15 protein-coding genes are annotated in these 20,657 nt (G+C 50.6%); 10 read left to right on the forward strand and 5 right to left on the reverse strand.

Annotated elements, in window-relative coordinates; all coding sequences use genetic code 11:
• The first annotated feature begins 5 nt into the window (after positions 1 to 5).
• Positions 6 to 1,892, forward strand: coding sequence for a pyruvate dehydrogenase complex dihydrolipoyllysine-residue acetyltransferase (gene aceF, locus BZG81_RS01795; protein WP_077676611.1), 1,887 nt, complete (start codon positions 6 to 8; stop codon positions 1,890 to 1,892).
• A 183-nt stretch (positions 1,893 to 2,075) separates the two neighbouring features.
• Positions 2,076 to 3,500, forward strand: a complete 1,425-nt coding sequence (lpdA, locus tag BZG81_RS01800; protein WP_077660109.1) for a dihydrolipoyl dehydrogenase — start codon at positions 2,076 to 2,078, stop codon at positions 3,498 to 3,500.
• Between the two features lie 128 nt (positions 3,501 to 3,628).
• Here the strand turns inward: lpdA and BZG81_RS01805 are convergent, their stop codons facing one another.
• Positions 3,629 to 5,542 carry a methyl-accepting chemotaxis protein gene (locus BZG81_RS01805; protein WP_077676612.1) on the reverse strand — a complete coding sequence of 638 codons (1,914 nt, stop codon included), beginning with the start codon at positions 5,540 to 5,542 and terminating at the stop codon, positions 3,629 to 3,631.
• Between the two features lie 575 nt (positions 5,543 to 6,117).
• Here BZG81_RS01805 and acnB point away from each other — a divergent pair.
• Positions 6,118 to 8,715 (forward strand): bifunctional aconitate hydratase 2/2-methylisocitrate dehydratase, encoded by a 2,598-nt coding sequence (gene acnB, locus BZG81_RS01810; RefSeq protein ID WP_021024174.1) that lies wholly within the window; start codon positions 6,118 to 6,120, stop codon positions 8,713 to 8,715.
• Positions 8,716 to 8,842: 127 nt separating this feature from the next.
• On the opposite strand, the gene BZG81_RS01815 is transcribed toward acnB, so the two are convergent.
• Complete coding sequence (locus tag BZG81_RS01815) at positions 8,843 to 9,979, reverse strand: glycerate kinase (protein WP_077676613.1); 1,137 nt, start codon at positions 9,977 to 9,979, stop codon at positions 8,843 to 8,845.
• Positions 9,980 to 10,121: 142 nt separating this feature from the next.
• Here BZG81_RS01815 and BZG81_RS01820 point away from each other — a divergent pair, with 142 nt between their 5' ends.
• The 6 genes from BZG81_RS01820 (at position 10,122) to BZG81_RS01845 (ending at position 16,249) form a co-directional block, all read left to right on the forward strand.
• Positions 10,122 to 10,505 (forward strand): YacL family protein, encoded by a 384-nt coding sequence (locus BZG81_RS01820; protein WP_158009957.1) that lies wholly within the window; start codon positions 10,122 to 10,124, stop codon positions 10,503 to 10,505.
• Positions 10,506 to 10,744: 239 nt separating this feature from the next.
• The gene (locus BZG81_RS01825) at positions 10,745 to 11,083 is read left to right on the forward strand and encodes a P-II family nitrogen regulator (RefSeq protein ID WP_025673127.1); all 339 of its coding nucleotides are present in this window, start codon (positions 10,745 to 10,747) and stop codon (positions 11,081 to 11,083) included.
• Positions 11,084 to 11,100: 17 nt separating this feature from the next.
• Positions 11,101 to 12,330, forward strand: a complete 1,230-nt coding sequence (locus BZG81_RS01830) for an ammonium transporter (RefSeq protein WP_077669150.1) — start codon at positions 11,101 to 11,103, stop codon at positions 12,328 to 12,330.
• Between the two features lie 164 nt (positions 12,331 to 12,494).
• A complete protein-coding gene (locus tag BZG81_RS01835) occupies positions 12,495 to 13,511 on the forward strand; it encodes a Fe(3+) ABC transporter substrate-binding protein (protein ID WP_021024179.1) in 1,017 nt (338 codons plus the stop codon).
• A gap of 63 nt (positions 13,512 to 13,574) precedes the next feature.
• Positions 13,575 to 15,206: an ABC transporter permease gene (locus BZG81_RS01840; protein ID WP_077459840.1), complete on the forward strand. Its 1,632-nt coding sequence runs from the start codon at positions 13,575 to 13,577 to the stop codon at positions 15,204 to 15,206.
• Positions 15,203 to 16,249, forward strand: coding sequence for an ABC transporter ATP-binding protein (locus tag BZG81_RS01845; RefSeq protein ID WP_077676614.1), 1,047 nt, complete (start codon positions 15,203 to 15,205; stop codon positions 16,247 to 16,249). Before BZG81_RS01840 ends, BZG81_RS01845 begins: the two co-directional genes overlap by 4 nt.
• Before the next feature lie 61 nt (positions 16,250 to 16,310).
• Here BZG81_RS01845 and BZG81_RS01850 read toward each other — a convergent pair whose 3' ends face one another.
• Positions 16,311 to 16,916: a TetR/AcrR family transcriptional regulator gene (locus BZG81_RS01850; RefSeq protein WP_077459838.1), complete on the reverse strand. Its 606-nt coding sequence runs from the start codon at positions 16,914 to 16,916 to the stop codon at positions 16,311 to 16,313.
• A gap of 347 nt (positions 16,917 to 17,263) precedes the next feature.
• Between BZG81_RS01850 and hpt the strand changes: the two genes are divergently transcribed.
• On the forward strand, positions 17,264 to 17,794 hold the full coding sequence (gene hpt / locus BZG81_RS01855) for a hypoxanthine phosphoribosyltransferase (protein WP_021024183.1): 531 nt from the start codon (positions 17,264 to 17,266) through the stop codon (positions 17,792 to 17,794).
• Between the two features lie 140 nt (positions 17,795 to 17,934).
• Here the strand turns inward: hpt and secF are convergent, their stop codons facing one another.
• On the reverse strand, positions 17,935 to 18,825 hold the full coding sequence (gene secF, locus BZG81_RS01860) for a protein translocase subunit SecF (protein WP_158011821.1): 891 nt from the start codon (positions 18,823 to 18,825) through the stop codon (positions 17,935 to 17,937).
• A gap of 12 nt (positions 18,826 to 18,837) precedes the next feature.
• Complete coding sequence (gene secD / locus BZG81_RS01865; protein ID WP_108743457.1) at positions 18,838 to 20,616, reverse strand: protein translocase subunit SecD; 1,779 nt, start codon at positions 20,614 to 20,616, stop codon at positions 18,838 to 18,840.
• Positions 20,617 to 20,657 lie beyond the last annotated feature (41 nt).

The following is a 20,657-nucleotide window of genomic DNA, read 5'->3' on the forward strand; positions in this document are numbered from 1 at the left end:
AAACAATGTCAATCGAGATTAATGTACCTGACATCGGTGCGGATGAAGTAGAAGTGACTGAGATCCTTGTTAGCGTTGGCGATAAGGTAGAAGAAGAACAGTCGTTAATCACCGTTGAAGGTGATAAAGCATCCATGGAAGTCCCTGCGTCACAAGCGGGTGTGGTCAAGGAAATCAAAATTGCCGAGGGTGATAAAGTCACCACTGGCTCTTTGATTATGATCTTCGAAGCCGATGCGCCAGCGCAAAGCGCCCCAGCTCAAGAGGCGGCGCCAGCCGCCCCTGCTGCAGCACCAGCGGCCGCATCAGAAACCAAAGAAGTGCACGTCCCTGATATCGGTGGTGACGAAGTTGAAGTCACTGAGATCATGGTCGCGGTTGGCGATACCATTGAAGAAGAGCAGTCACTGATCACTGTTGAAGGCGATAAAGCCTCAATGGAAGTGCCTGCACCGTTTGCGGGTACCGTTACAGAAATCAAGATCGCGGCAGGTGACAAGGTGTCAACTGGCTCACTGATCATGATGTTCGAAGTGGGTGGCAGTGCTCCAGCTGCAGACGCCCCAGCAGCAGCCGAGGCACCAGCGGCGCCGGCAGCAGCACAAGCCAAAGACGTTCACGTCCCTGATATCGGTGGCGATGAAGTTGAAGTGACTGACATTATGGTTGCCGTTGGCGATACCATTGAAGAAGAGCAGTCACTGATCACCGTTGAAGGCGACAAAGCGTCAATGGAAGTACCGGCACCGTTTGCGGGTACGGTCAAAGAGATCAAAATTGCGGCGGGCGATAAAGTGTCCACCGGCTCGCACATCATGGTGTTCGAGGTTGCTGGTAGCGCACCAGCAGCGCCTGCACCTGCAGCGGCACCTGCTGCTGAAAAGGCGGCACCCGCTCCTGCGGCTAAGGCAGACGCCCCAGCGGCTAAAGCTGACGCCGGTAAAGACGAGTTTGTAGAGAACAAAGAATACGCGCATGCGTCGCCTGTTGTTCGTCGTCTTGCCCGCGAATTTGGCGTGAACCTTGCGAAGGTGAAAGGATCGGGTCGTAAAGGACGTGTACTGAAAGAAGACGTTCAGAGCTTTGTCAAAGACGCGCTAAAACGCCTTGAATCGGGTGCAGCATCTGGCTCAGGCGACGGCAGTGCACTTGGCTTGCTCCCTTGGCCTAAAGTGGACTTCAGCAAGTTCGGTGAAACCGAAGTCAAACCACTGTCACGCATTAAGAAGATCTCGGGTGCGAACCTGGCACGTAACTGGGTGATGATCCCGCACGTGACGCAGTGGGATAACGCTGATATCACTGAAGTGGAAGCGTTCCGTAAAGAGCAAAACGCGATTGAGAAGAAGAAAGAGTCTGGCATGAAGATCACCCCATTGGTGTTCATCATGAAAGCCGCTGCTAAAGCGCTGGAAGCTTTCCCTTCATTCAACGCATCACTGTCGGAAGACGGTGAAAGCCTGATCATGAAAAAATATGTCAACATCGGCATTGCGGTTGATACGCCAAATGGTCTGGTTGTGCCTGTCTTTAAGGACGTGAACAAAAAAGGCATCTACGAGTTATCTGAAGAGCTGATGGCAGTCTCGAAGAAAGCGCGTGCGGGCAAGCTCACTGCTTCTGATATGCAGGGCGGTTGCTTTACCATCTCAAGCCTCGGTGGTTTGGGCGGTACCGCGTTTACGCCAATCGTTAATGCACCAGAAGTCTCAATCTTGGGTGTCTCTAAGTCAGAAATGAAGCCAGTATGGAACGGTAAGGACTTTGAACCTCGCCTGATGCTGCCACTGTCTCTGTCTTATGACCACCGTGTGATTGACGGTGCTGAGGGTGCGCGCTTTATCAGCTACCTCAACGGTCTAATGTCCGATATCCGCCGTTTGGTACTGTAATCGCAACATCGACAACCCAACCGGCCCGTGAAGGGTCGGTTGGGAATTGTTGTGCAGCTCACAGGCTATGGGTTTTTATTTTTCAGCCCATTAACATGGCTGTAAACTGTGGCACCAAACACCCACAACAATAAAAACTACCGCTCTTAGCCTGTCAGGGAATAAGACTACAACGAGGTCAGAATGAGTAAAGAAATCAAAGCGCAAGTCGTCGTTCTTGGCGCTGGTCCTGCTGGATACTCCGCCGCTTTCCGCTGTGCCGACCTAGGTTTGGAAACAGTGCTGGTTGAACGTTACAACACCCTAGGGGGTGTGTGTCTAAACGTTGGCTGTATCCCTTCTAAAGCCCTACTACACGTTGCCAAAGTGATCGAAGAAGCCAAAGCGATGGCTGATCATGGCGTGGTTTTCGGCGAGCCACAAACCGATATCGACAAAATCCGCTCTTGGAAAGACAAGGTGATCGGTCAGTTGACCGGTGGCTTAGGTGGCATGGCCAAGCAGCGTAAAGTGACAGTGGTTAACGGTACCGGCCGTTTCACTGGCGCCAACACCCTGTTGGTCGAGGGTGAAGAAAGCACCACCATTAATTTTGATAACGCGATCATCGCAGCCGGCTCTCGTCCTATCGAGCTGCCATTTATCCCGCATGATGATCCACGTATCTGGGACTCTACTGACGCGCTCGAGCTCAAAGAAGTACCAGAGAAAATGCTGCTGATGGGCGGTGGTATCATTGGTCTAGAAATGGGTACTGTCTATCACGCATTAGGCTCACAGGTCGATGTGGTCGAAATGTGTGATCAGGTGATCCCGGCGGCCGATAAAGACGTGATTAAAGTCTTTACCAAGCGTATCAGCAAGAAAATGAACCTGATGCTGGAAACCAAAGTCACCGCAGTAGAAGCCAAAGAAGATGGTATTTACGTGACGATGGAAGGCAAAAAAGCGCCAGCAGAGCCAGTACGTTATGATGCTGTATTGGTTGCGATTGGCCGTAGCCCGAATGGCAAACTGCTTGACGCCGGCCAAGCTGGGGTTGAAGTTGACGATCGCGGCTTCATCAATGTTGATAAGCAAATGCGCACTAACGTGCCACACATCTATGCGATCGGCGATATTGTTGGTCAGCCAATGCTTGCGCATAAAGGTGTGCATGAAGGCCATGTGGCTGCGGAAGTCATTTCTGGTAAGAAACATTACTTTGATCCGAAAGTGATCCCATCGATTGCTTATACTGAGCCAGAAGTAGCATGGGTCGGTAAAACCGAGAAAGAATGTAAGGAAGAGGGCATCAACTACGAAGCCTCTACCTTCCCATGGGCGGCTTCTGGTCGTGCGATTGCGTCTGACTGCGCTGACGGTATGACCAAGCTTATCTTCGATAAAGATACGCACCGTGTCATCGGGGGTGCCGTTGTCGGTACCAACGGTGGTGAGCTGTTGGGCGAAATCGGTCTTGCGATTGAAATGGGCTGTGATGCCGAAGACATCGCGTTGACTGTTCACGCTCACCCAACACTCCATGAGTCTGTTGGCTTGGCCGCTGAAGTGTTTGAAGGCTCAATCACGGATATGCCGAATCCAAAAGCGAAGAAAAAGAAATAAACTGCGCGTTTATATGTTTCTTCTTAAGCCCTGCATTGCGGGGCTTTTTTATATCGGTGATATATCGATTGAGAAGAAAAAAGCGGGCCTCGGCCCGCTTAGTCAGTATGATGGTCAAGCGTTAACGCTTAAAGCTTAAAGCTGCCCACCAAGGTATCGAGACGTTTAGACAGATCACGCAGTGACTCGCTGGCTTCAGCCATGGTATTGGCGGTATCCGCGGTCTGTTGCGAGCTGTGATTAATCTCTTCAATATTCTGATTGATGTCATTGACCACCGTTGATTGCTCTTCTGTCGCGGTCGCTACTTGTGTATTCATGTCTGAGATTTGGATAATCTGCTCATTAATCGCGTTCAGTGACAGCGACGCCTCATCCGATGCGTTGACCCCTTCGGCTGTCATGGTGCGGCTTTGCTCCATTGCGTTGACAGCATTATGGGCTTCTTGCTGCAGGCGGTTGATCATGGTCTGGATTTCATCGGTTGAATCGGAGGTACGGCTAGCCAGGCTACGCACCTCGTCGGCAACGACCGCAAAGCCTCGTCCTTGTTCGCCCGCGCGTGCCGCTTCAATGGCGGCGTTCAATGCGAGCAGGTTGGTTTGCTCTGAAATACCACGAATCACATCCAAAATGCCGCCAATCGAGTCGGTGTTTTCAGCCAGCGCACTGATCACTTTCGACATATTCTCCATATCGTCGGCAAGGCTGGCGATGGTGTCTCGCGCTTGGGTGACCACACCTTGGCCATTGGCTGCATCATCGGACGCTTGGTTAGCGGCACTGGCGGCATTAGCGGCATTGCCGGCAATTTCATTCACCGTCGCGCCCATTTCATTAATCGCCGTCACCACTTGTACGGTGCGATCACGCTGATACTCACTCTGAGATTGCGTGGCGCTAGCTTGTGACGAGACTTGCTCTGCGGCATGACGAAGCTCACCACCGGTACTGGCAACGTCTGAGACTAAGCGATGAATCTTGTCGACAAAGCTATTAAACCCAGACGCTAACTGACCCATTTCGTCTTGGCTATCGATGTCGACTCGTTGGCGTAAATCGCCTTCACCCTCGCCGATCTCACGGAACACATTCGCCACGTATTGAATCGGTTTGGTAATGGTCGTCGCAAGCCAAACGGCCACCACAATAAACACTAACCCAACGACCACAGACACCATTAGGATCTGATTGCGGGTTTGATTGAGTGGTGCAAAGACTTCTTCTGCTGGAACATCTGCGATGACATACCAGTCCATGGAGGGAACATAACTTGAGGCGAGCAGGACTTCCTTGCCATTAATGTGTGTATCGAGGAGGTTAAAGTCACCTTTTTGGAGCAAGCTCCGTGCCTGTGCTCCATACACATCACTCAATGTTTTTTCGCCCATGAGATCGGTGTCACGGTGCAATTGGACCATACCATCGGCATTGACTAAGAAAACAAAGCCCGACTGTTCGATTTTGAATTGATTCAAAAAGCGGGTCATGTCTTCGAGTGAACGCGAAAACCCAGCCAAGCCTTTGCCGTTAAGCTGTTGAAAGTTGACGAACAGCTTGAGCTCGCCATTATCCTCTTGGAATACCTGTGCCATGGTGGCATTGCCACTGTCGAGAAAGTTATAAAACCAACTGTCTTTTTCACGCGTTAACACCCGTAAAAATCCGTTTTGATTCCAATATTGGCCGGTCTCTCGGTTAGCGATAGAGGCATCATTGAGATCGTATTGGTCACGTAACACGTTAAGCTGCTTGACCACGCGGGCTTCTTCGCTCGGGGTGATCCCTTGGTTGAGAATATCGAGTGTCACCGGATTTGACGCGAGCTGACGCGCAGCAGATTGCAGCTGGTTAACTTCACTATCAATGGTATCTCTAAACTGAGTGAGGGTGGTCGGAAGCTCATTCTCTAACAGGCGCTTTTCCATAATATCGCGCGCTTGGCTTAAGCTCATATAGCTGACGATCGCGGTCGATGCGATCACGGCTGAGACAAATGCCAACACGAGCTTTTGCTTAATCGTGAGTTGTTTTAGCTTCATGCCTTTCTCTCTATGTGGTCTATCACGCGCTATTTTGTAATCATCGATAAGTTGACAAGTTAGCGTGACAAAAAAGTGACGATGTGTATGGCACCAACGTCTAAGTTAGCAGAATTACATTTACCGTTCCTAATGTATCGGCGATGAAATGATAAAATTGAAGCCCTTGCCCATAATTATTGATGAAAATGACACTTAGCTCGCGCTTTCAACACAAACCGATAAAAAGGGGCGGAGAGCGCACCGCCTGATCGATATCGCGTTATCTTTTATGGCTAACTGTATCGTGATAAAAAACAGTATAGAATCAAACAGAACGCGACAATCACGGTTAATTGGATCGTGAGAATGAGGAAATAGAGGGCTGCGTCACTAAGACCTTGGTCGTATGTTTCATAAAACGGGTAGATTTTAATTTTAAGTTAAAAATGCTATCCTCACGCAGCGGTTACGTGCTCGAACCCTCGTCTTGCTGGAAAATTTTAATAAACTTCGCCGGATAAGCGTGATACGAGTACTAACACTTTCCAAGGATGTTGGGCCACAGGGCCTGACCGAGATAAGAGGAAATAGTCGTGCTTGAAGCCTACCGTAAACACGTCGAAGAACGTGCCGCTCAGGGTATTGTGCCTAAACCGCTGAACGCTGAGCAAACCGCCAGTCTGATAGAACTGTTGAAAAACCCGCCCGCTGGCGAAGAAGAAACCCTTGTTTATTTGCTGGAAAACCGAATTCCACCCGGCGTGGATGAAGCCGCCTATGTAAAAGCAGGCTTTTTAGCTGCGTTGGCAAATGGTGAGGCGCAATCGCCGTTAATCAGCCCTGAGCGCGCCACAGAGCTACTCGGTACCATGCAAGGCGGTTATAACATCCAGCCTCTGATCGCGTTGTTAGAGGATGAAAAACTGGCGCCAATTGCAGCCAAAGCCCTGTCACATACCCTGCTCATGTTTGATGCTTTCTATGACGTGGAAGACAAAATGAAAGCAGGGAATGCTTACGCTAAACAAGTGATGGAATCGTGGGCCAACGCAGATTGGTACCTGGAAAAACCGCAGATTCCTGAAAAAGTGACACTGACAGTGTTCAAAGTATCGGGTGAAACCAACACCGATGACTTGTCTCCCGCCCCTGATGCATGGTCACGTCCAGATATTCCCTTACATGCCCTTGCGATGCTTAAAAACGAGCGCGAAGGTATTCAACCGGATAAACCCGGTGACATTGGCCCCATTGAGCAAATGAAGGCGCTGGAAGAAAAAGGCCACCCACTGGTTTATGTCGGTGATGTGGTTGGCACTGGCTCGTCACGTAAATCAGCGACCAACTCGGTGTTGTGGTTTATGGGCCAAGACATTCCGAATGTGCCTAATAAGCGCTTCGGCGGTTTCTGTTTAGGCGGAAAAATTGCCCCTATTTTCTTTAATACCATGGAAGACGCGGGCGCATTGCCGATTGAGCTCGATGTGACTTCGCTCAATATGGGCGATGTGATTGACCTGTACCCCGCTGACGGTAAAGTGTGCAAGCATGGCACCGATGACGTGCTGTCGACCTTCCAGCTCAAAACCGACATTTTGTATGATGAAGTACGTGCCGGTGGCCGCATCCCATTGATTATCGGTCGCGGCTTGACCGATCGAGCCCGTGAATGTCTCGGCCTTGAGCCATCTGACGTCTTCCGCCGTCCCCGTCCAGTGGCTGAATCCACCAAAGGCTTTACGCTGGCACAAAAAATGGTCGGTAAAGCCTGTGGCGTCGAAGGTGTGCGTCCGAATACCTATTGTGAGCCTAAGATGACCACGGTAGGGTCACAAGACACCACCGGACCCATGACCCGTGATGAGCTTAAAGACTTGGCGTGTCTTGGTTTTACCGCCGATTTGACCATGCAGTCTTTCTGTCATACGTCAGCATATCCAAAGCCGGTTGACGTGGAAACACACCATACCTTGCCCGATTTCATCATGAATCGTGGTGGTGTGGCACTGCGTCCAGGCGATGGGGTGATTCACTCTTGGCTCAATCGTATGCTGCTGCCTGATACCGTGGGTACCGGTGGCGACTCACATACGCGTTTCCCGCTGGGGATTTCTTTCCCTGCCGGCTCGGGTCTGGTGGCCTTTGCTGCAGCAACCGGGGTGATGCCGCTGGATATGCCTGAGTCGGTCTTGGTGCGCTTTAAAGGCGAAATGCAGCCCGGTGTTACCTTGCGTGACTTAGTCCATGCCATTCCGTATTTCGGCATCAAACAAGGTCTGTTAACGGTTGAGAAATCAGGAAAAATCAACGAATTTTCCGGTCGTGTTCTCGAAATCGAAGGGGTTGAACACCTCACGGTTGAACAGGCGTTTGAGTTATCAGATGCATCCGCAGAGCGCTCTGCGGCTGGTTGTACCGTGAAGCTGTCACAAGACTCAGTGGCCGAATACCTTGAATCCAACATTGTGATGCTTAAATGGATGATTGCCGAAGGCTATGGCGACCGCCGTACCATTGAGCGCCGTATTCAAGCGATGCAGCAATGGCTAGACAGCCCAAGCTTGATGGAAGCGGACAAAGATGCCGAGTATGCCCACGTACTTGAAATCGATCTGGCCGAGATCAAAGAGCCTATCTTGTGTGCACCGAACGATCCGGATGATGCGCGTACCTTGTCGGACGTGGCAGGCGACAGTGTCGATGAAGTCTTTATCGGAAGCTGTATGACCAACATTGGTCACTTCCGAGCAGCCGGTAAATTGCTGGATAAATTCGGTGGCAGCTTATCGACTCGGATGTGGGTGGCACCACCGACGAAGATGGATAGAGATCAGCTGACCGCTGAAGGTTATTACGGTATCTACGGTCGTGCTGGGGTGCGGATCGAAACGCCGGGATGTTCCTTGTGCATGGGTAACCAAGCGCGTGTGGCTGAAAAATCGACTGTGTTGTCGACCTCGACACGTAATTTCCCAAACCGTCTCGGTACGGGCGCGAATGTGTATCTGGCGTCGGCTGAGCTGTCGGCAGTCGGTGCGATTCTCGGCCGGATCCCGACTCAAAAGGAATATCTAGAGTACGCTGAGCAAATCAATGCGACGGCAAGTGATACTTATCGTTATCTTAACTTCCATCAAATGGATGCCTACACCAACATCGCGAATGATGTGATTGTTAAAACCGCAGTGTAGGACGCGCTGATGGCCGATAGCGTTCGGCATGGCGCCAAGAAAAGCGCCTTCCATCTTTATGGGAGGCGCTTTTTTTCGTGTGCGTGACCGAGTGAGAGAGCGCCAATTAGCTTCGTGTTATGGTTGATTAATTAATCGGGTTATCCATTAATCGCGCAATATTCTCAGCCGTGCGCGTGACGTTGCTTGCCGTGTTGGCCAGCGCCTCAGACAATGAACAGGGCCCTGGCTGAATGGGGAAAATCGCTTTGACGCCGTGTTGATAAAGCGTATCACAGTTGTCACCGACACTGCCGGCGATCACCACCACGGGAATGTGATGTGATTGGCCAATCCGGGCGAGCGCCATGGGGACTTTTCCGTGCTGAGTTTGACCATCGACCCGTCCCTCACCGGTAATAATCCAATCTGCTTGTGCCAGGGTCGAATACGCGTGGGTTCGTGTTAGTAGCAACTCCATCCCGGGGACGAGCTGGGCATTGAGTAACCCGCCTAAAGCGGCACCGATTCCGCCTGCTGCGCCTGCTCCTGGAAAGTGCGCAATGGCATGGCCAAGTTGATAGTGACAAATACGGGCAAAACGGTGAAGGTGTTGCTCTAAACTGCGAATGTGGCTGACCGTGGCGCCTTTTTGCGGACCAAATACGGTAGCAGCGCCATCGGGTCCACATAGCGGGTTATCGACATCACAGGCCGCGGTGAGTGTGACAGCACGCAGGCGTGAATCGAGCGTGCTGAGATCCAGTGTCATCAATGCACCTAATCCGTGTCCAGTCGGAATAATTGGTTTGCCTGCACCGTCAAGCAGGCGCGCGCCTAAGGCGGTCAGGATCCCGGCGCCCGCGTCATTGGTGGCACTGCCACCTAAACCAATAATGATTTCATCGATGTCATGATCAAGAGCTGCACGGATCAGCTCACCGGTGCCTAAGCTGGTGGTATGAAGCGGATTTCTTGCGGTGCTTGGCATTAATGGCAAACCTGAGGCACTGGCGACATCCAACACGGCCAGTCGTTGTTCACGATTAATCACAAAACTGGCCGTCACCGGGCGAAAATCTGGCCCCGTGACGTCACAGTGAAAACGTTCTCCACCCAGTCGTTCGAGCATACTTTGTGCAAATCCCTCACCACCATCTGCCATGGGCAACAGTGAAAACGTGGCATTAGGCAGTGCGGCTGCCATGCCTGTTTGAATAGCGTTAGCGACTTGTGGGGCGCTGAGGCTTTCTTTGAATGAGTCCGGTGCGATCACAATATGCATGGCTTGTCCTTGGCAATATGACGGTCGTCCATTAAGTCGAACTGAAGTAAACAGTATGAGCGAAGTGCTACCTTGATAACAGCTTGGGCTTGGCAATTCGTGGCAAAAGCCGGACAATGCCGCGCGAAGATTGGAGGTGGATGTGGATTACGAATTTTCTCGCAATAGTTTTGATGACAGTTATCGCATTGTGTTCTCAATGGGCCATGAAGCGATTGGTCGCTGGTTGTTCGATGAAGTAGGCACTGAGCTTAGCCACGTTGAGCAATATGTCGAGGCCCTCGCTCAGCTGGAAAACGAACAGCAATGGCGCGGGCATACTTTTACCTTAACAGCCAATAAAGATGAAGTGGTGGTGATGGCGAATGCCATGCTACAAACACCATCGGATGAGGCGCAAGCAACCCTCAGTGCGCAGGCATTGACGTTTTATGATCAAGAAAGCTGTGCCGCGTGTGGCTATGATGACTTTATGGAAATGTTATCGGCCTATCGCGACTTTATTATCCGTTATGGTCGACGATAACTCGAGATAAACGCGGAGCGGGGAATCGGCCCGCGTTTTTTCGATGATCGCTGATGGTGCAGTTGAGCAATAACACATTGCCGATGCGCTGTCTTGGTGAATACCTCGCACTTTTATAGTGCAAACTCCTCGAATTACCCCTCCTTGTTTCCTAACTACATGATTTTAAAGCCATCAAATATTGGCACGGCTCTTGATACCTACAGTGTGAAGCAAACACAAGGACTCAGGAGAAGGATATGAAACTGATTAGCGCCATTATCAAGCCATTTAAGCTTGATGACGTTCGTGAAGCGTTGGCGGATGCCGGTATTGATGGCATGACGGTCTCGGAAGTCAAAGGCTTTGGCCGCCAAAAAGGGCACACAGAATTATATCGTGGCGCCGAATACCAAGTCGATTTTTTACCCAAAGTGAAACTTGAAATCGCGGTACAGAGCGAGAATGTGGATTCTGTCGTTGAAGCGATTTCTAATGCTGCACAGACCGGAAAAATCGGCGATGGCAAAATCTTTGTCTTCGATCTTCAGCAGGCGGTGCGTATTCGTACCGGTGAAATGGATTTGGAAGCAATTTAATACAGGGAGTATAGACAATGGAACTGGTTAATACGGTGACAGAATTGCGCTACGCGCTCGACACCTTTTTCTTTCTTTTATCCGGCGCGTTGGTGATGTGGATGGCCGCGGGCTTTGCGATGTTAGAAGCCGGCTTGGTGCGATCTAAAAATACCACGGAGATCCTGACCAAAAATATCTGCTTATATGCCATTGCGTGCACCATGTATTTACTGGTCGGTTACAACATCATGTATGTCGACAATGCGGGTGGGGGTTTTATACCTTCATTTGGCACCTTGATTGGCACACAGGGCGCAGAGGCTGATCATTCATTGGAATCAGACTTCTTCTTCCAAGTCGTGTTTGTTGCTACCGCTATGTCAGTGGTGTCTGGTGCCGTCGCGGAACGAATGAAGCTGTGGGCGTTCCTGGTTTTCTCTGTCATCTTGACGGCGGTGATCTATCCAGTTGAAGGATATTGGACTTGGGGCGGCGGCTTCCTATCTGAGGCCGGTTTCAGTGACTTTGCCGGCTCAGGAATTGTTCACATGGCCGGTGCTTCCGCGGCATTAGCCGGTGTGCTCTTGTTAGGTGCGCGTAAAGGCAAGTACAGCAAAAACGGTAAAATCAACCCGATTCCTGGCTCTAACTTGCCGTTAGCGACCTTGGGGACGTTTATCCTTTGGTTCGGCTGGTTTGGTTTCAATGGCGGCTCGCAGTTGATGGTCTCAGATTTTGAGAATGCGACAGCGGTGGGACAAATCTTCCTCAACACGAATGCGGCGGCGGCGGCCGGTGCCATTGCAGCCTTACTGGTATGCAAAACCCTATGGGGGAAAGCGGATTTGACCATGGTCTTAAATGGCGCGTTGGCTGGCTTGGTGGCAATTACCGCCGATCCGCTGTCACCCTCACCAGTGGCGGCACTGATCATTGGTGTGGTATCTGGGGCCATCGTCGTGTTCAGTATTATCGGTCTCGACAAGATAAAAATTGACGATCCTGTCGGTGCGATTTCCGTCCACGGTGTGTGTGGTTTCTTTGGCCTCATGGTTGTGCCTTTAAGTAACACAGCAGCGACCTTTGGTGCCCAGCTTCTGGGAGCGGCCGTTATTTTTGCCTGGGTATTCGGTGCAAGCTGCGTGGTTTGGTGGATATTGAAGAAAACCATGGGTATTCGCGTGACCGAAGAAGAAGAGATGTCGGGTATGGACTTACACGATTGCGGTATTGATGCGTATCCCGAATTTGTCAGCGTAAAATAGCCACGCGTATAAGACATCGTTAAACTCTGAAACGAAACCTTACATTTTTACAGTAGGGTTTCGTTTTTTTTTGATCCTATCGATATTGAGCATTCAGTCATTCTCTGTATACTAACGAAAGTGAGATTCGTTATCATTTATCATCATATTTAAGGACTGTTACGATGAAAAAACTGCTGATTGCCTCGGCTGTGACGGCTAGCCTGCTAGGAACAAGTACTGCGTTCGCGGCTGAAGAAGTGAATGTCTACTCGTATCGCCAACCGTTTTTGATTGAACCCATGTTTGATGCGTTTACTGAAGAGACTGGCATCAAGGTAAACGTTAAGTTTGCTAAAAAAGGCATGGCAGAAAAGGTCAAGCAGGAAGGCGAATATAGCCCAGCAGATGTCCTTCTTACGGTTGATATTTCACGCCTTAAAGAGCTGTTAAACCAAGATGTGGTGCAAGCGGTTCAAAGCGATGTGATTGATAGCAATGTGCCTGAACAGTTTCGTGATAGTGAAGATAAGTGGGTAGCGCTGACAACGCGTGCACGTGCGGTATACTCTTCTCGGGAGCGAGTTGGCGAGTTAGGTGACGATTTTGACTATCTTGACTTGGCAAAACCCGAATGGAAAGGCAAGATTTGTACCCGTTCAGGCAAACACCCTTATAATGTCTCTCTTGTGTCCGCTATCATTGAAAACCATGGTGAAGCGAAAGCCAAAGAATGGCTAGAAGGGGTTAAAGACAACCTCGCGCGTAAACCACAAGGTAACGATCGCGCGCAAGTAAAAGCGATTAAAGAAGGGCTCTGTGATGTGTCGCTAGGGAATAGCTATTACCTAGGTAAGATGCTAAACGATGAAGAGCAAACAGCGTGGGCGGAAGCGGTTTATCTAAATTATCCGGGCCAGAATACTCATGGGACACATGTCAATGTGAGTGGTATGGCGATGGCGAAGTACGCACCGAACCAAGAAAACGCGCTTAAACTTATGGAATTTTTAACGTCAGACAAAGCGCAGCACATGTATGCTGAGGTTAACTTCGAAGAGCCGGTGAAAGCGGGTGTCGAGAAGTCTGAGCTAGTGGCATCTTGGGGGGATTATAAGCACGACCCAATGCCGTTAGAGGCGATTGCTGATAACTATGCCCAATCAGTGAAGCTGTTGGATGAAGTTCAGTTCGACCTGTAAACCATCGCATAGGGGCGACCACCGCCCCTGTTGTCTTTCTCTGACGCCTTAATGTAGTAGGCCATGCGAGATAGATTACCCATTATAAAAACCAGCAGCTGGGGCCTAGCCCTGTTGCTGGTTTTGCCGATCTTAGCGATCTTTTACACCGCGGTTGGTGATACAGGTGATATTTTTCCTCACCTGTTCCAGACCGTGCTCCCTACCTATACCCTAAATACCAGTCTGTTAGTGGTTGGTGTGGTCGCGATTGCGATGATACTGGGTGTCCCGACAGCGTGGATGCTGGCGATGTATCAGGTACCTGGCAGCCGACAATTGCAATGGGCGATGGTCCTACCGCTGGCGATGCCCGGGTATATTATCGGTTATATCTATACGGACTGGTTTGATTATGCTGGGCCGTTGCAGCGCGCTTTACGGTATGCCTTTGAATGGCAAAGCGTGACCGATTATTGGTTCCCCGATATGCGCACGCTAACGGGGGCTTGCTTTGTCTTAGCGCTGGTGCTGTACCCTTATATTTACTTATTAACACGCGCTGCTTTTATGGAGCAAAGTGTGACCTTGACCCATTCTGCCCGCCTGTTGGGTTGCTCGCCACTTCAGAGTTTTCGCCGAATTTCTTTGCCGCTAGCCCGGCCCGCTATTGCCGTTGGCGCGTCGCTGGTGGCGATGGAGGCGTTGGGCGACTTTGGTACGGTCAATTATTTTGCCGTTAGCACACTGACCACGGCGGTCTATGATACTTGGTTGAGTTATTCAAGCTTAACGGCAGCAGCTAAAATATCCGCGATAATGCTGGTGGCGATTTTTCTTTTAATCAGTGCCGAGCGTTATGGACGACGTAAACAAGCCCAATTTAGTCCAAGCTCAAGCAGTGACGCAATCGAGAAAACGCCTTTGCGAGGCTGGCGTAAAGTAGGCGTAGTAGTCTGGTGCTGGAGCCTATTATCATTGGCTTTTATCTTACCGCTTTTACAGTTGGTGATGTACGCATGGCACTACTATGAAAAAAATGCCATCAGTGATTTCGCCGCGTTTAGCTATAACAGCTTTTATACCTCGACGTTGGCAGCTGTTATTGCGGTGGCTATTGCGTGGACGGTGAATGTCTATCGTCGCTTACGTGGTGATGGTATTAGTGTTGCGCCAATGCGTCTGGCATCTATGGGCTATGCGGTACCCGGCACCGTGCTCGCTATCGGGGTAATGCTGGTGCTTACGCGCGGTGATCATGTCATTAATGATGTTGCCACCGCCTATGGATGGGGCCGGCCAGGGCTGGTACTGTCAGGGACCATGGTCGCTTTGCTGGCAGCATTTGTAGTGCGCTTTAGTGCCGTTGCCATTGGTAGTATCGAATCAAGCATGGCCAAAATCCCCCCTTCGCTCGATATGGCGGCGCGAACCATGGGCTGCACAACCACAGGGGTCATTCGCCGCGTGCACCTGCCTTTAATTCGTCGTGGTACGCTTATTGCGATGTTGCTGGTGTTTATTGAGTCGATGAAAGAGCTTAATGCGGCTATTTTACTGCGTCCATTTAACTTTGAAACACTGGCCACCTATGTGTACAACTTTACCTCTGATGAACACTTAGAGTACGCCGCATTACCGGCAATTTTACTGGTAGTGGTTGGCTTAATTCCGCTTATCTTGATTAACCGGTCATTGGAGCAGAAATATCAATGAAGTGCGCCTTGTCGATTAAAAACCTGACCTGCAGCTATAACGGCACGCCTGTCTTAAAAGATTTATCGCTGCAAGTGGCACCTGGAGAGATTGTTTGCCTACTCGGTGCCAGTGGCTGCGGAAAAACCACCTTGTTAAAAGCAATGGCAGGTTTAATGCCGCTATCGGCAGGGACGCTATCGATTGGCTGTAAAGTCATGGATAATGAGCATCACTCTGTGCCACCTGAGCAGCGTAATATCGGTATGATCTTTCAAGATTATGCGCTTTTTCCGCACCTAACCGTTGCAGAGAATATCGGGTTTGGACTTTCACAGTTGGCCGCTCAAGCGCGAGCGGGCAAAGTGGCTGACATGCTTAAATTGGTCCATTTAACTGACCTTGGGGATCGTTATCCGCATCAATTATCCGGTGGTCAACAGCAACGGGTAGCGATTGCCCGTGCGCTTGCCTATGAACCCGATCTATTATTACTGGACGAGCCTTTTTCTAACATTGACACCCAGGTACGCCACGACTTGATTGAAGAGATCCGGCGTATTTTTAAATCACAGGGTGTGACAGCGATTTTGGTGACTCACAGTCGCGAAGAAGCCTTTGCCTTTGCCGATAAATTGGCCGTAATGAATCAAGGCCTTATAGAACAGTTCGGTGATACCACAGAGGTCTATTATCAGCCTGCAAGCCGCTTTGTGGCAGATTTTCTTGGTCAAGGGTCTTATGTTCCTGTAACCGTGTCTGAGCAAGAGCAAATGCAGACGCCACTTGGCCCTTGGCCGCGTCCTGTACATTGTCATCCCGGCCCGCATTGGTGGTTACTCCGGCCACAATTTTTAAGTATTCGGGCAGACGATCAGGGCGAGGGACAGGTCTTGTCACAGCAGTTTATGGGAGATAGCAGCCGCTACACCATTGATATTCATGGGCAGAAGTTGTCGGTTCACGCTCGAGAGCCGCTGTCGGTCGGAGAAAAAGTGCGTTTAAATATTCGTTCTCATGAGCCCGTCTTGTTCAATGATGGGCCGAGCTTTATCGATCCCTAACGCGCATGGATGACGCATTAAAAAGCCAACGTGACGTTGGCTTTCTATCGTGCCATGACGTTTAGCCATGCTGGCATAATACATCAATGTAATGCTGGGCCATGGCATTAAGCGCCGCTTTATCGGGTTGTTGGTGGGCTTGTAAAAATAGCACATAGCAGACCCCTGCTAGCATGCTGGCGAGCTCTCTGGGTTGATGACGATCTGTCATTTCGCCTTTTTCGATGCCACGTTTAAATACGTTCTCGAACTGATCAACCGCATCTCGACTGCCTTTGACAAAACGTGGCCAAATATCCTCGCGAATCGACGTACTCCACTCAAACCAGACTTTCATCCACGCTTTATCGGCGAGTGCGGTATCAATTATCTGTGATGTGATACAGTTTAATGCGCCGCGCATCGATTGATCTTGCTCGGTACACTCATTAATCAACGCAATAAAGTGCTTTTCGGTTTGTGCAAGGATTTCTTCCACAAGATCTTCGCGCGTAGGAAAGTAGTTAAAGACGGTCGCGACGGAAACGTCCGCCATGTCTGCGATATCCGCGTGCCCAGCGCGGCCAATACCGCGTTTCGCAAAGACATCTAAACCACAAGTTAATAACTGCTCTTTACGTCTTTCCGGCGACAGTCGCGTCCTTGTTCTTTCATTTGATTGAGCCATCCTAAAACCTGCCAACTTATTTTTGGTTTGTACAAATTAATTATTGTTTGTGCTAACAATTTTCTTATTAGCGATATTGAGTTTATACCAGCTATTTATCGTCTGACAACGGGCGTAAAGCTGATCTAGGCCGTAAAACGGTAATTTTGTCTGCAAAAAAAGTCATTCATTATTAAAAAGACAGGCATGGATTATTTTTTCTTATCAATCAGCGTGATAGTTAACTAGTGTGCGGATGCAAATGGCTGACAACCGGCGTGACTGGGATCCGCAATCGATTTAGTGCTAGACTATGCCACCTTTGTTAGTGACCCCCGCGATCGTGGGGACAAACCATCGGGGCAGATATGAAACACACCGTTGAAGTGATGATTTCAGAACAGGACGTACAGGCGCGAGTAAAAGCCCTGGGCGCCGAGATCAATGAGCATTATAAAGACTCAAACGACCTTGTTTTGGTCGGGTTGCTGCGCGGCTCGTTCGTCTTTATGGCTGATTTATGTCGCGCGATTGACTTGCCACATTCGGTCGACTTTATGACCGCATCAAGCTATGGCAATAGCATGGAAAGCACGCGTGACGTGCGCATTCTTAAAGATTTGGATGACGACATCAAAGGAAAAGACATTCTTTTGGTTGAAGATATCATTGATACTGGCAACACGCTCAGTAAAGTCTGCGAAATCTTATCGCTGCGTGAGCCAAACTCGGTACGTATTTGTACCCTGCTCGATAAACCCGAGCGCCGCGAAGTGAATGTGACAGTCGATTGGCTTGGCTTTACCATCCCGGATGAATTTGTTGTCGGGGTTGGGATTGATTACGCTCAGAAATATCGCCATTTGCCGTATATCGGTAAAGTGATCCCATTGGATTAATCTCCGCAGCGACGCGTAACGCCTGTCATCACAGAGTGGCCGGTGGTTATTACGATAAATGAAAAAACCGAGCGCTTGCTCGGTTTTTTGTAGGCACTTTTTGTAGCGACTTTTGTAGGAAACATAGCGGGTTCGGTGGGTTAGCACGTCCCCTCATGCTCTGGCGCACGCTGATAATGCGAAGCTGATAGCCCCAGTATTTCTTGTAGGCAAGATGCGACGGCGACCGATGACCAAGTTCCAGTGAGCCCCCCCACAAACAGCGTTAGGGCAAAGCCATATAGCGCATCGCCACCCAGTATCAACAAGCATCCGATGGTAAACAGCGTCGTCCCGGCAGTGATCAAGGTACGCGAGAAGGTCTCGCAGACCGCAATATTGGTGCTGATATAAACACATTGGTTCGGTTTGGCTCTTAGGACATCGCGCAGCCGGTCGCCGATCACAATCGAGTCATTGAGCGAGTAACCGATTACAGCTAGCAACCCGGCAATCACATTGAGATCCATGGGCACGGCGAGAATGGCGAGTAGCCCCAAGGTGAGGGTGACATCGTGTACAAGCGCGCCTATGGCTGCTAGGGCGAGTCGCCACTCAAAGCGAATCGCCAGATAAAGCACGATCGCCAACGAGGCAACTAGCAGGGCTAAGCCACCTTGCTCAAACAGGACCTGACCGACCTGAGGGCCGACCACGTCCGCTTGAATCAAACTCACTGGCATCGATAACGCAGTACTGATTTGTACCATCACCTGCTGAGGATCTTGCCATTGAGAGGTGTGGGGCAACACTAACTGCCACTGTCCCTGCGTGGTACTTGCCTTGAGCGTGGCCAGATCGCCAAACTGACTGTGCAGGGCTGGGATCAGCGTATCACTGCCAGCCAAGCTTGGTAGCGCGAAGTCAATCACGATACCGCCGGTAAAGTCGATGCCTAGGTTCAGGCCATAATAAGTAATCGCCCAGATGCTCATGGTCATTAGCAGCGCGGAGAGAGCGAAGCTGGTATAGCGGGCTTGGGTTAAGTTCATGGTATTCATTCCTTAAATGGTCACCGCGCGGCGGCGATCACGCCCCCAAATCGGATTGATGATGGCTCGGGTGCCAATAATGCCGGTTATCATGCTGGCGCACAGCCCCAGAATCAGAGTGGTGGCAAACCCTTGTAAGGGGCCAGAGCCGACGGCGTACAAACAGGCCGCAGAAATCAAGGTGGTGATATTGGCGTCAAAAATTGTGCTAAACGCCGCGCGATAGCCGGTATCAATGGCATTGGCTAGGCTTGCGCCCGCTCGCAAGCGATCGCGAATACGCTCAAAGATAAGCACATTGGTATCGACCGCCATGCCTACCGTGAGTACAAGGCCCGCGATGCCTGGCAACGTCAGCACAGCACCGGGCAGTAGCGCGAGAAGACCGACTTGCATCATGAGGTTGGCAGTAAGCGACACAATCGCCACCCAGCCAAAACGGCGATACCAAAGCACCATAAAGATAGCCATGCCGATCATGCCGACAGCCAGTGCGGAAAAGCCTGCTTTAATATTCTCAGCACCTAAGGTGGGACCAATCGCGCGCTCTTCGACGATTTTAATGGGGGCGGTTAATGCGCCGGCACGCAATAGCATCGAGAGGTTACGCGCTTCTTCTGGGCTCGATAGCCCCGTGATCCGAAAGCGATCACTGAGCGCACTTTGGATGGTCGCTACGTTGATCACGCGCTCGTGAGCCACCAGATCGCCCTGCGCATTGGTTTGGTACTCGCGATAAACGGTCGCCATTGGATCGCCCAAGTGCCGACGAGTAAACGCAAGCATGGTCTCGCCACCTTGTTTATCCAGGCGAATGTCGACTTGAGGACGCCGCATCTCATCGACACTGGTGCGCGCATCAATAATATGTTCACCGCCTAAAATGGCGTGGCGCGCGAGCGGGACGGCATTGTGCTGCGCATCGTATAGTGGTTTAGGGCTGGTAGGATCGAGGGCATAGAATGCGAGTGAGGCGGTGGCACCAATCACGCTTTTGGCTTGTTTAGGATCATGCACGCCAGGTAGTTCGATACGAATATAGTCTTTGCCTTGACGCTGCACACTGGCTTCGGCCACGCCTAACGCGTCGATACGCTTGCGCAGAATATCGATATTCTGACGTACGGCTTGATGACGCATGGCCTCACGCTCGGTATCTGTCATTTGCCAGCGATGGGTGGCACTGCTAAAGCGCCATTGCGGATAATGCTCAGTAAACCAACCGCTCACTTTGGTACGATCAGCGGCATTTAACATCGGCAATTGCACCGTGGTTTTATCCTGCTGGTTGAGGCTCGCGGTCGGCGGCAAGCGCTGACTGTCTAACCAAAGATTGAGGCTTTGGAGCAAGGCGTCTGCTTGATGGGTCAGTGCTTGGTCGGTGTCGACCCACAGTAATAATTGGACGCCACCGCGCAGATCTAGCCCTAGCTTAACCGGCTCGGCGCCTAGGCGTGATAGCCACGCGGGCGCTGCGGATAAATAATCGAGAGTGATCTCCGCATCGGCACCTAGGGCGCCTTTTAATTGCTGTTGTACGTTCTGTTGCTGGCTAATATCGGGCGTGATTAAGGTGACATTCCCTTGCGAGTCATAACGTACCTCACTGACGGCCTCTGGATGGGCGTTTAGCCAGCCTTGCAGCGCGTGGTGAGAGTGATGAGACACGCTCACTACAGGATGATCGCCAAAAAAGCTCGGTAATGCCTGCATGGTGAGTACGATTAGCATCAGCACCAATACAGCATAGTGCCACAACGCATACCGATTAACGGGAGTTGCTTTATTCATTTTTTCTCCTTGGCTGTGCATCGTGCACAGCAAACCTCACA

Source organism: Salinivibrio sp. MA607, from assembly GCF_001996245.1.
GTDB lineage: Bacteria > Pseudomonadota > Gammaproteobacteria > Enterobacterales > Vibrionaceae > Salinivibrio > Salinivibrio costicola.

Excerpts from the sequence above, each read along its gene's own strand:
- BZG81_RS01845 (WP_077676614.1), top strand. The coding sequence starts at position 15,203 with ATGAAGTGCGCCTTGTCGATTAAAAACCTGACCTGCAGCTATAACGGC.
- BZG81_RS01850 (WP_077459838.1), bottom strand. The coding sequence starts at position 16,916 with ATGGCTCAATCAAATGAAAGAACAAGGACGCGACTGTCGCCGGAAAGA.
- BZG81_RS01825 (WP_025673127.1), top strand. The coding sequence starts at position 10,745 with ATGAAACTGATTAGCGCCATTATCAAGCCATTTAAGCTTGATGACGTT.
- secF (WP_158011821.1), bottom strand. The coding sequence starts at position 18,825 with ATGAACTTAACCCAAGCCCGCTATACCAGCTTCGCTCTCTCCGCGCTG.
- BZG81_RS01840 (WP_077459840.1), top strand. The coding sequence starts at position 13,575 with ATGCGAGATAGATTACCCATTATAAAAACCAGCAGCTGGGGCCTAGCC.
- lpdA (WP_077660109.1), top strand. The coding sequence starts at position 2,076 with ATGAGTAAAGAAATCAAAGCGCAAGTCGTCGTTCTTGGCGCTGGTCCT.
- BZG81_RS01835 (WP_021024179.1), top strand. The coding sequence starts at position 12,495 with ATGAAAAAACTGCTGATTGCCTCGGCTGTGACGGCTAGCCTGCTAGGA.
- hpt (WP_021024183.1), top strand. The coding sequence starts at position 17,264 with ATGAAACACACCGTTGAAGTGATGATTTCAGAACAGGACGTACAGGCG.
- BZG81_RS01830 (WP_077669150.1), top strand. The coding sequence starts at position 11,101 with ATGGAACTGGTTAATACGGTGACAGAATTGCGCTACGCGCTCGACACC.
- BZG81_RS01805 (WP_077676612.1), bottom strand. The coding sequence starts at position 5,542 with ATGAAGCTAAAACAACTCACGATTAAGCAAAAGCTCGTGTTGGCATTT.
- aceF (WP_077676611.1), top strand. The coding sequence starts at position 6 with ATGTCAATCGAGATTAATGTACCTGACATCGGTGCGGATGAAGTAGAA.
- secD (WP_108743457.1), bottom strand. The coding sequence starts at position 20,616 with ATGAATAAAGCAACTCCCGTTAATCGGTATGCGTTGTGGCACTATGCT.
- BZG81_RS01815 (WP_077676613.1), bottom strand. The coding sequence starts at position 9,979 with ATGCATATTGTGATCGCACCGGACTCATTCAAAGAAAGCCTCAGCGCC.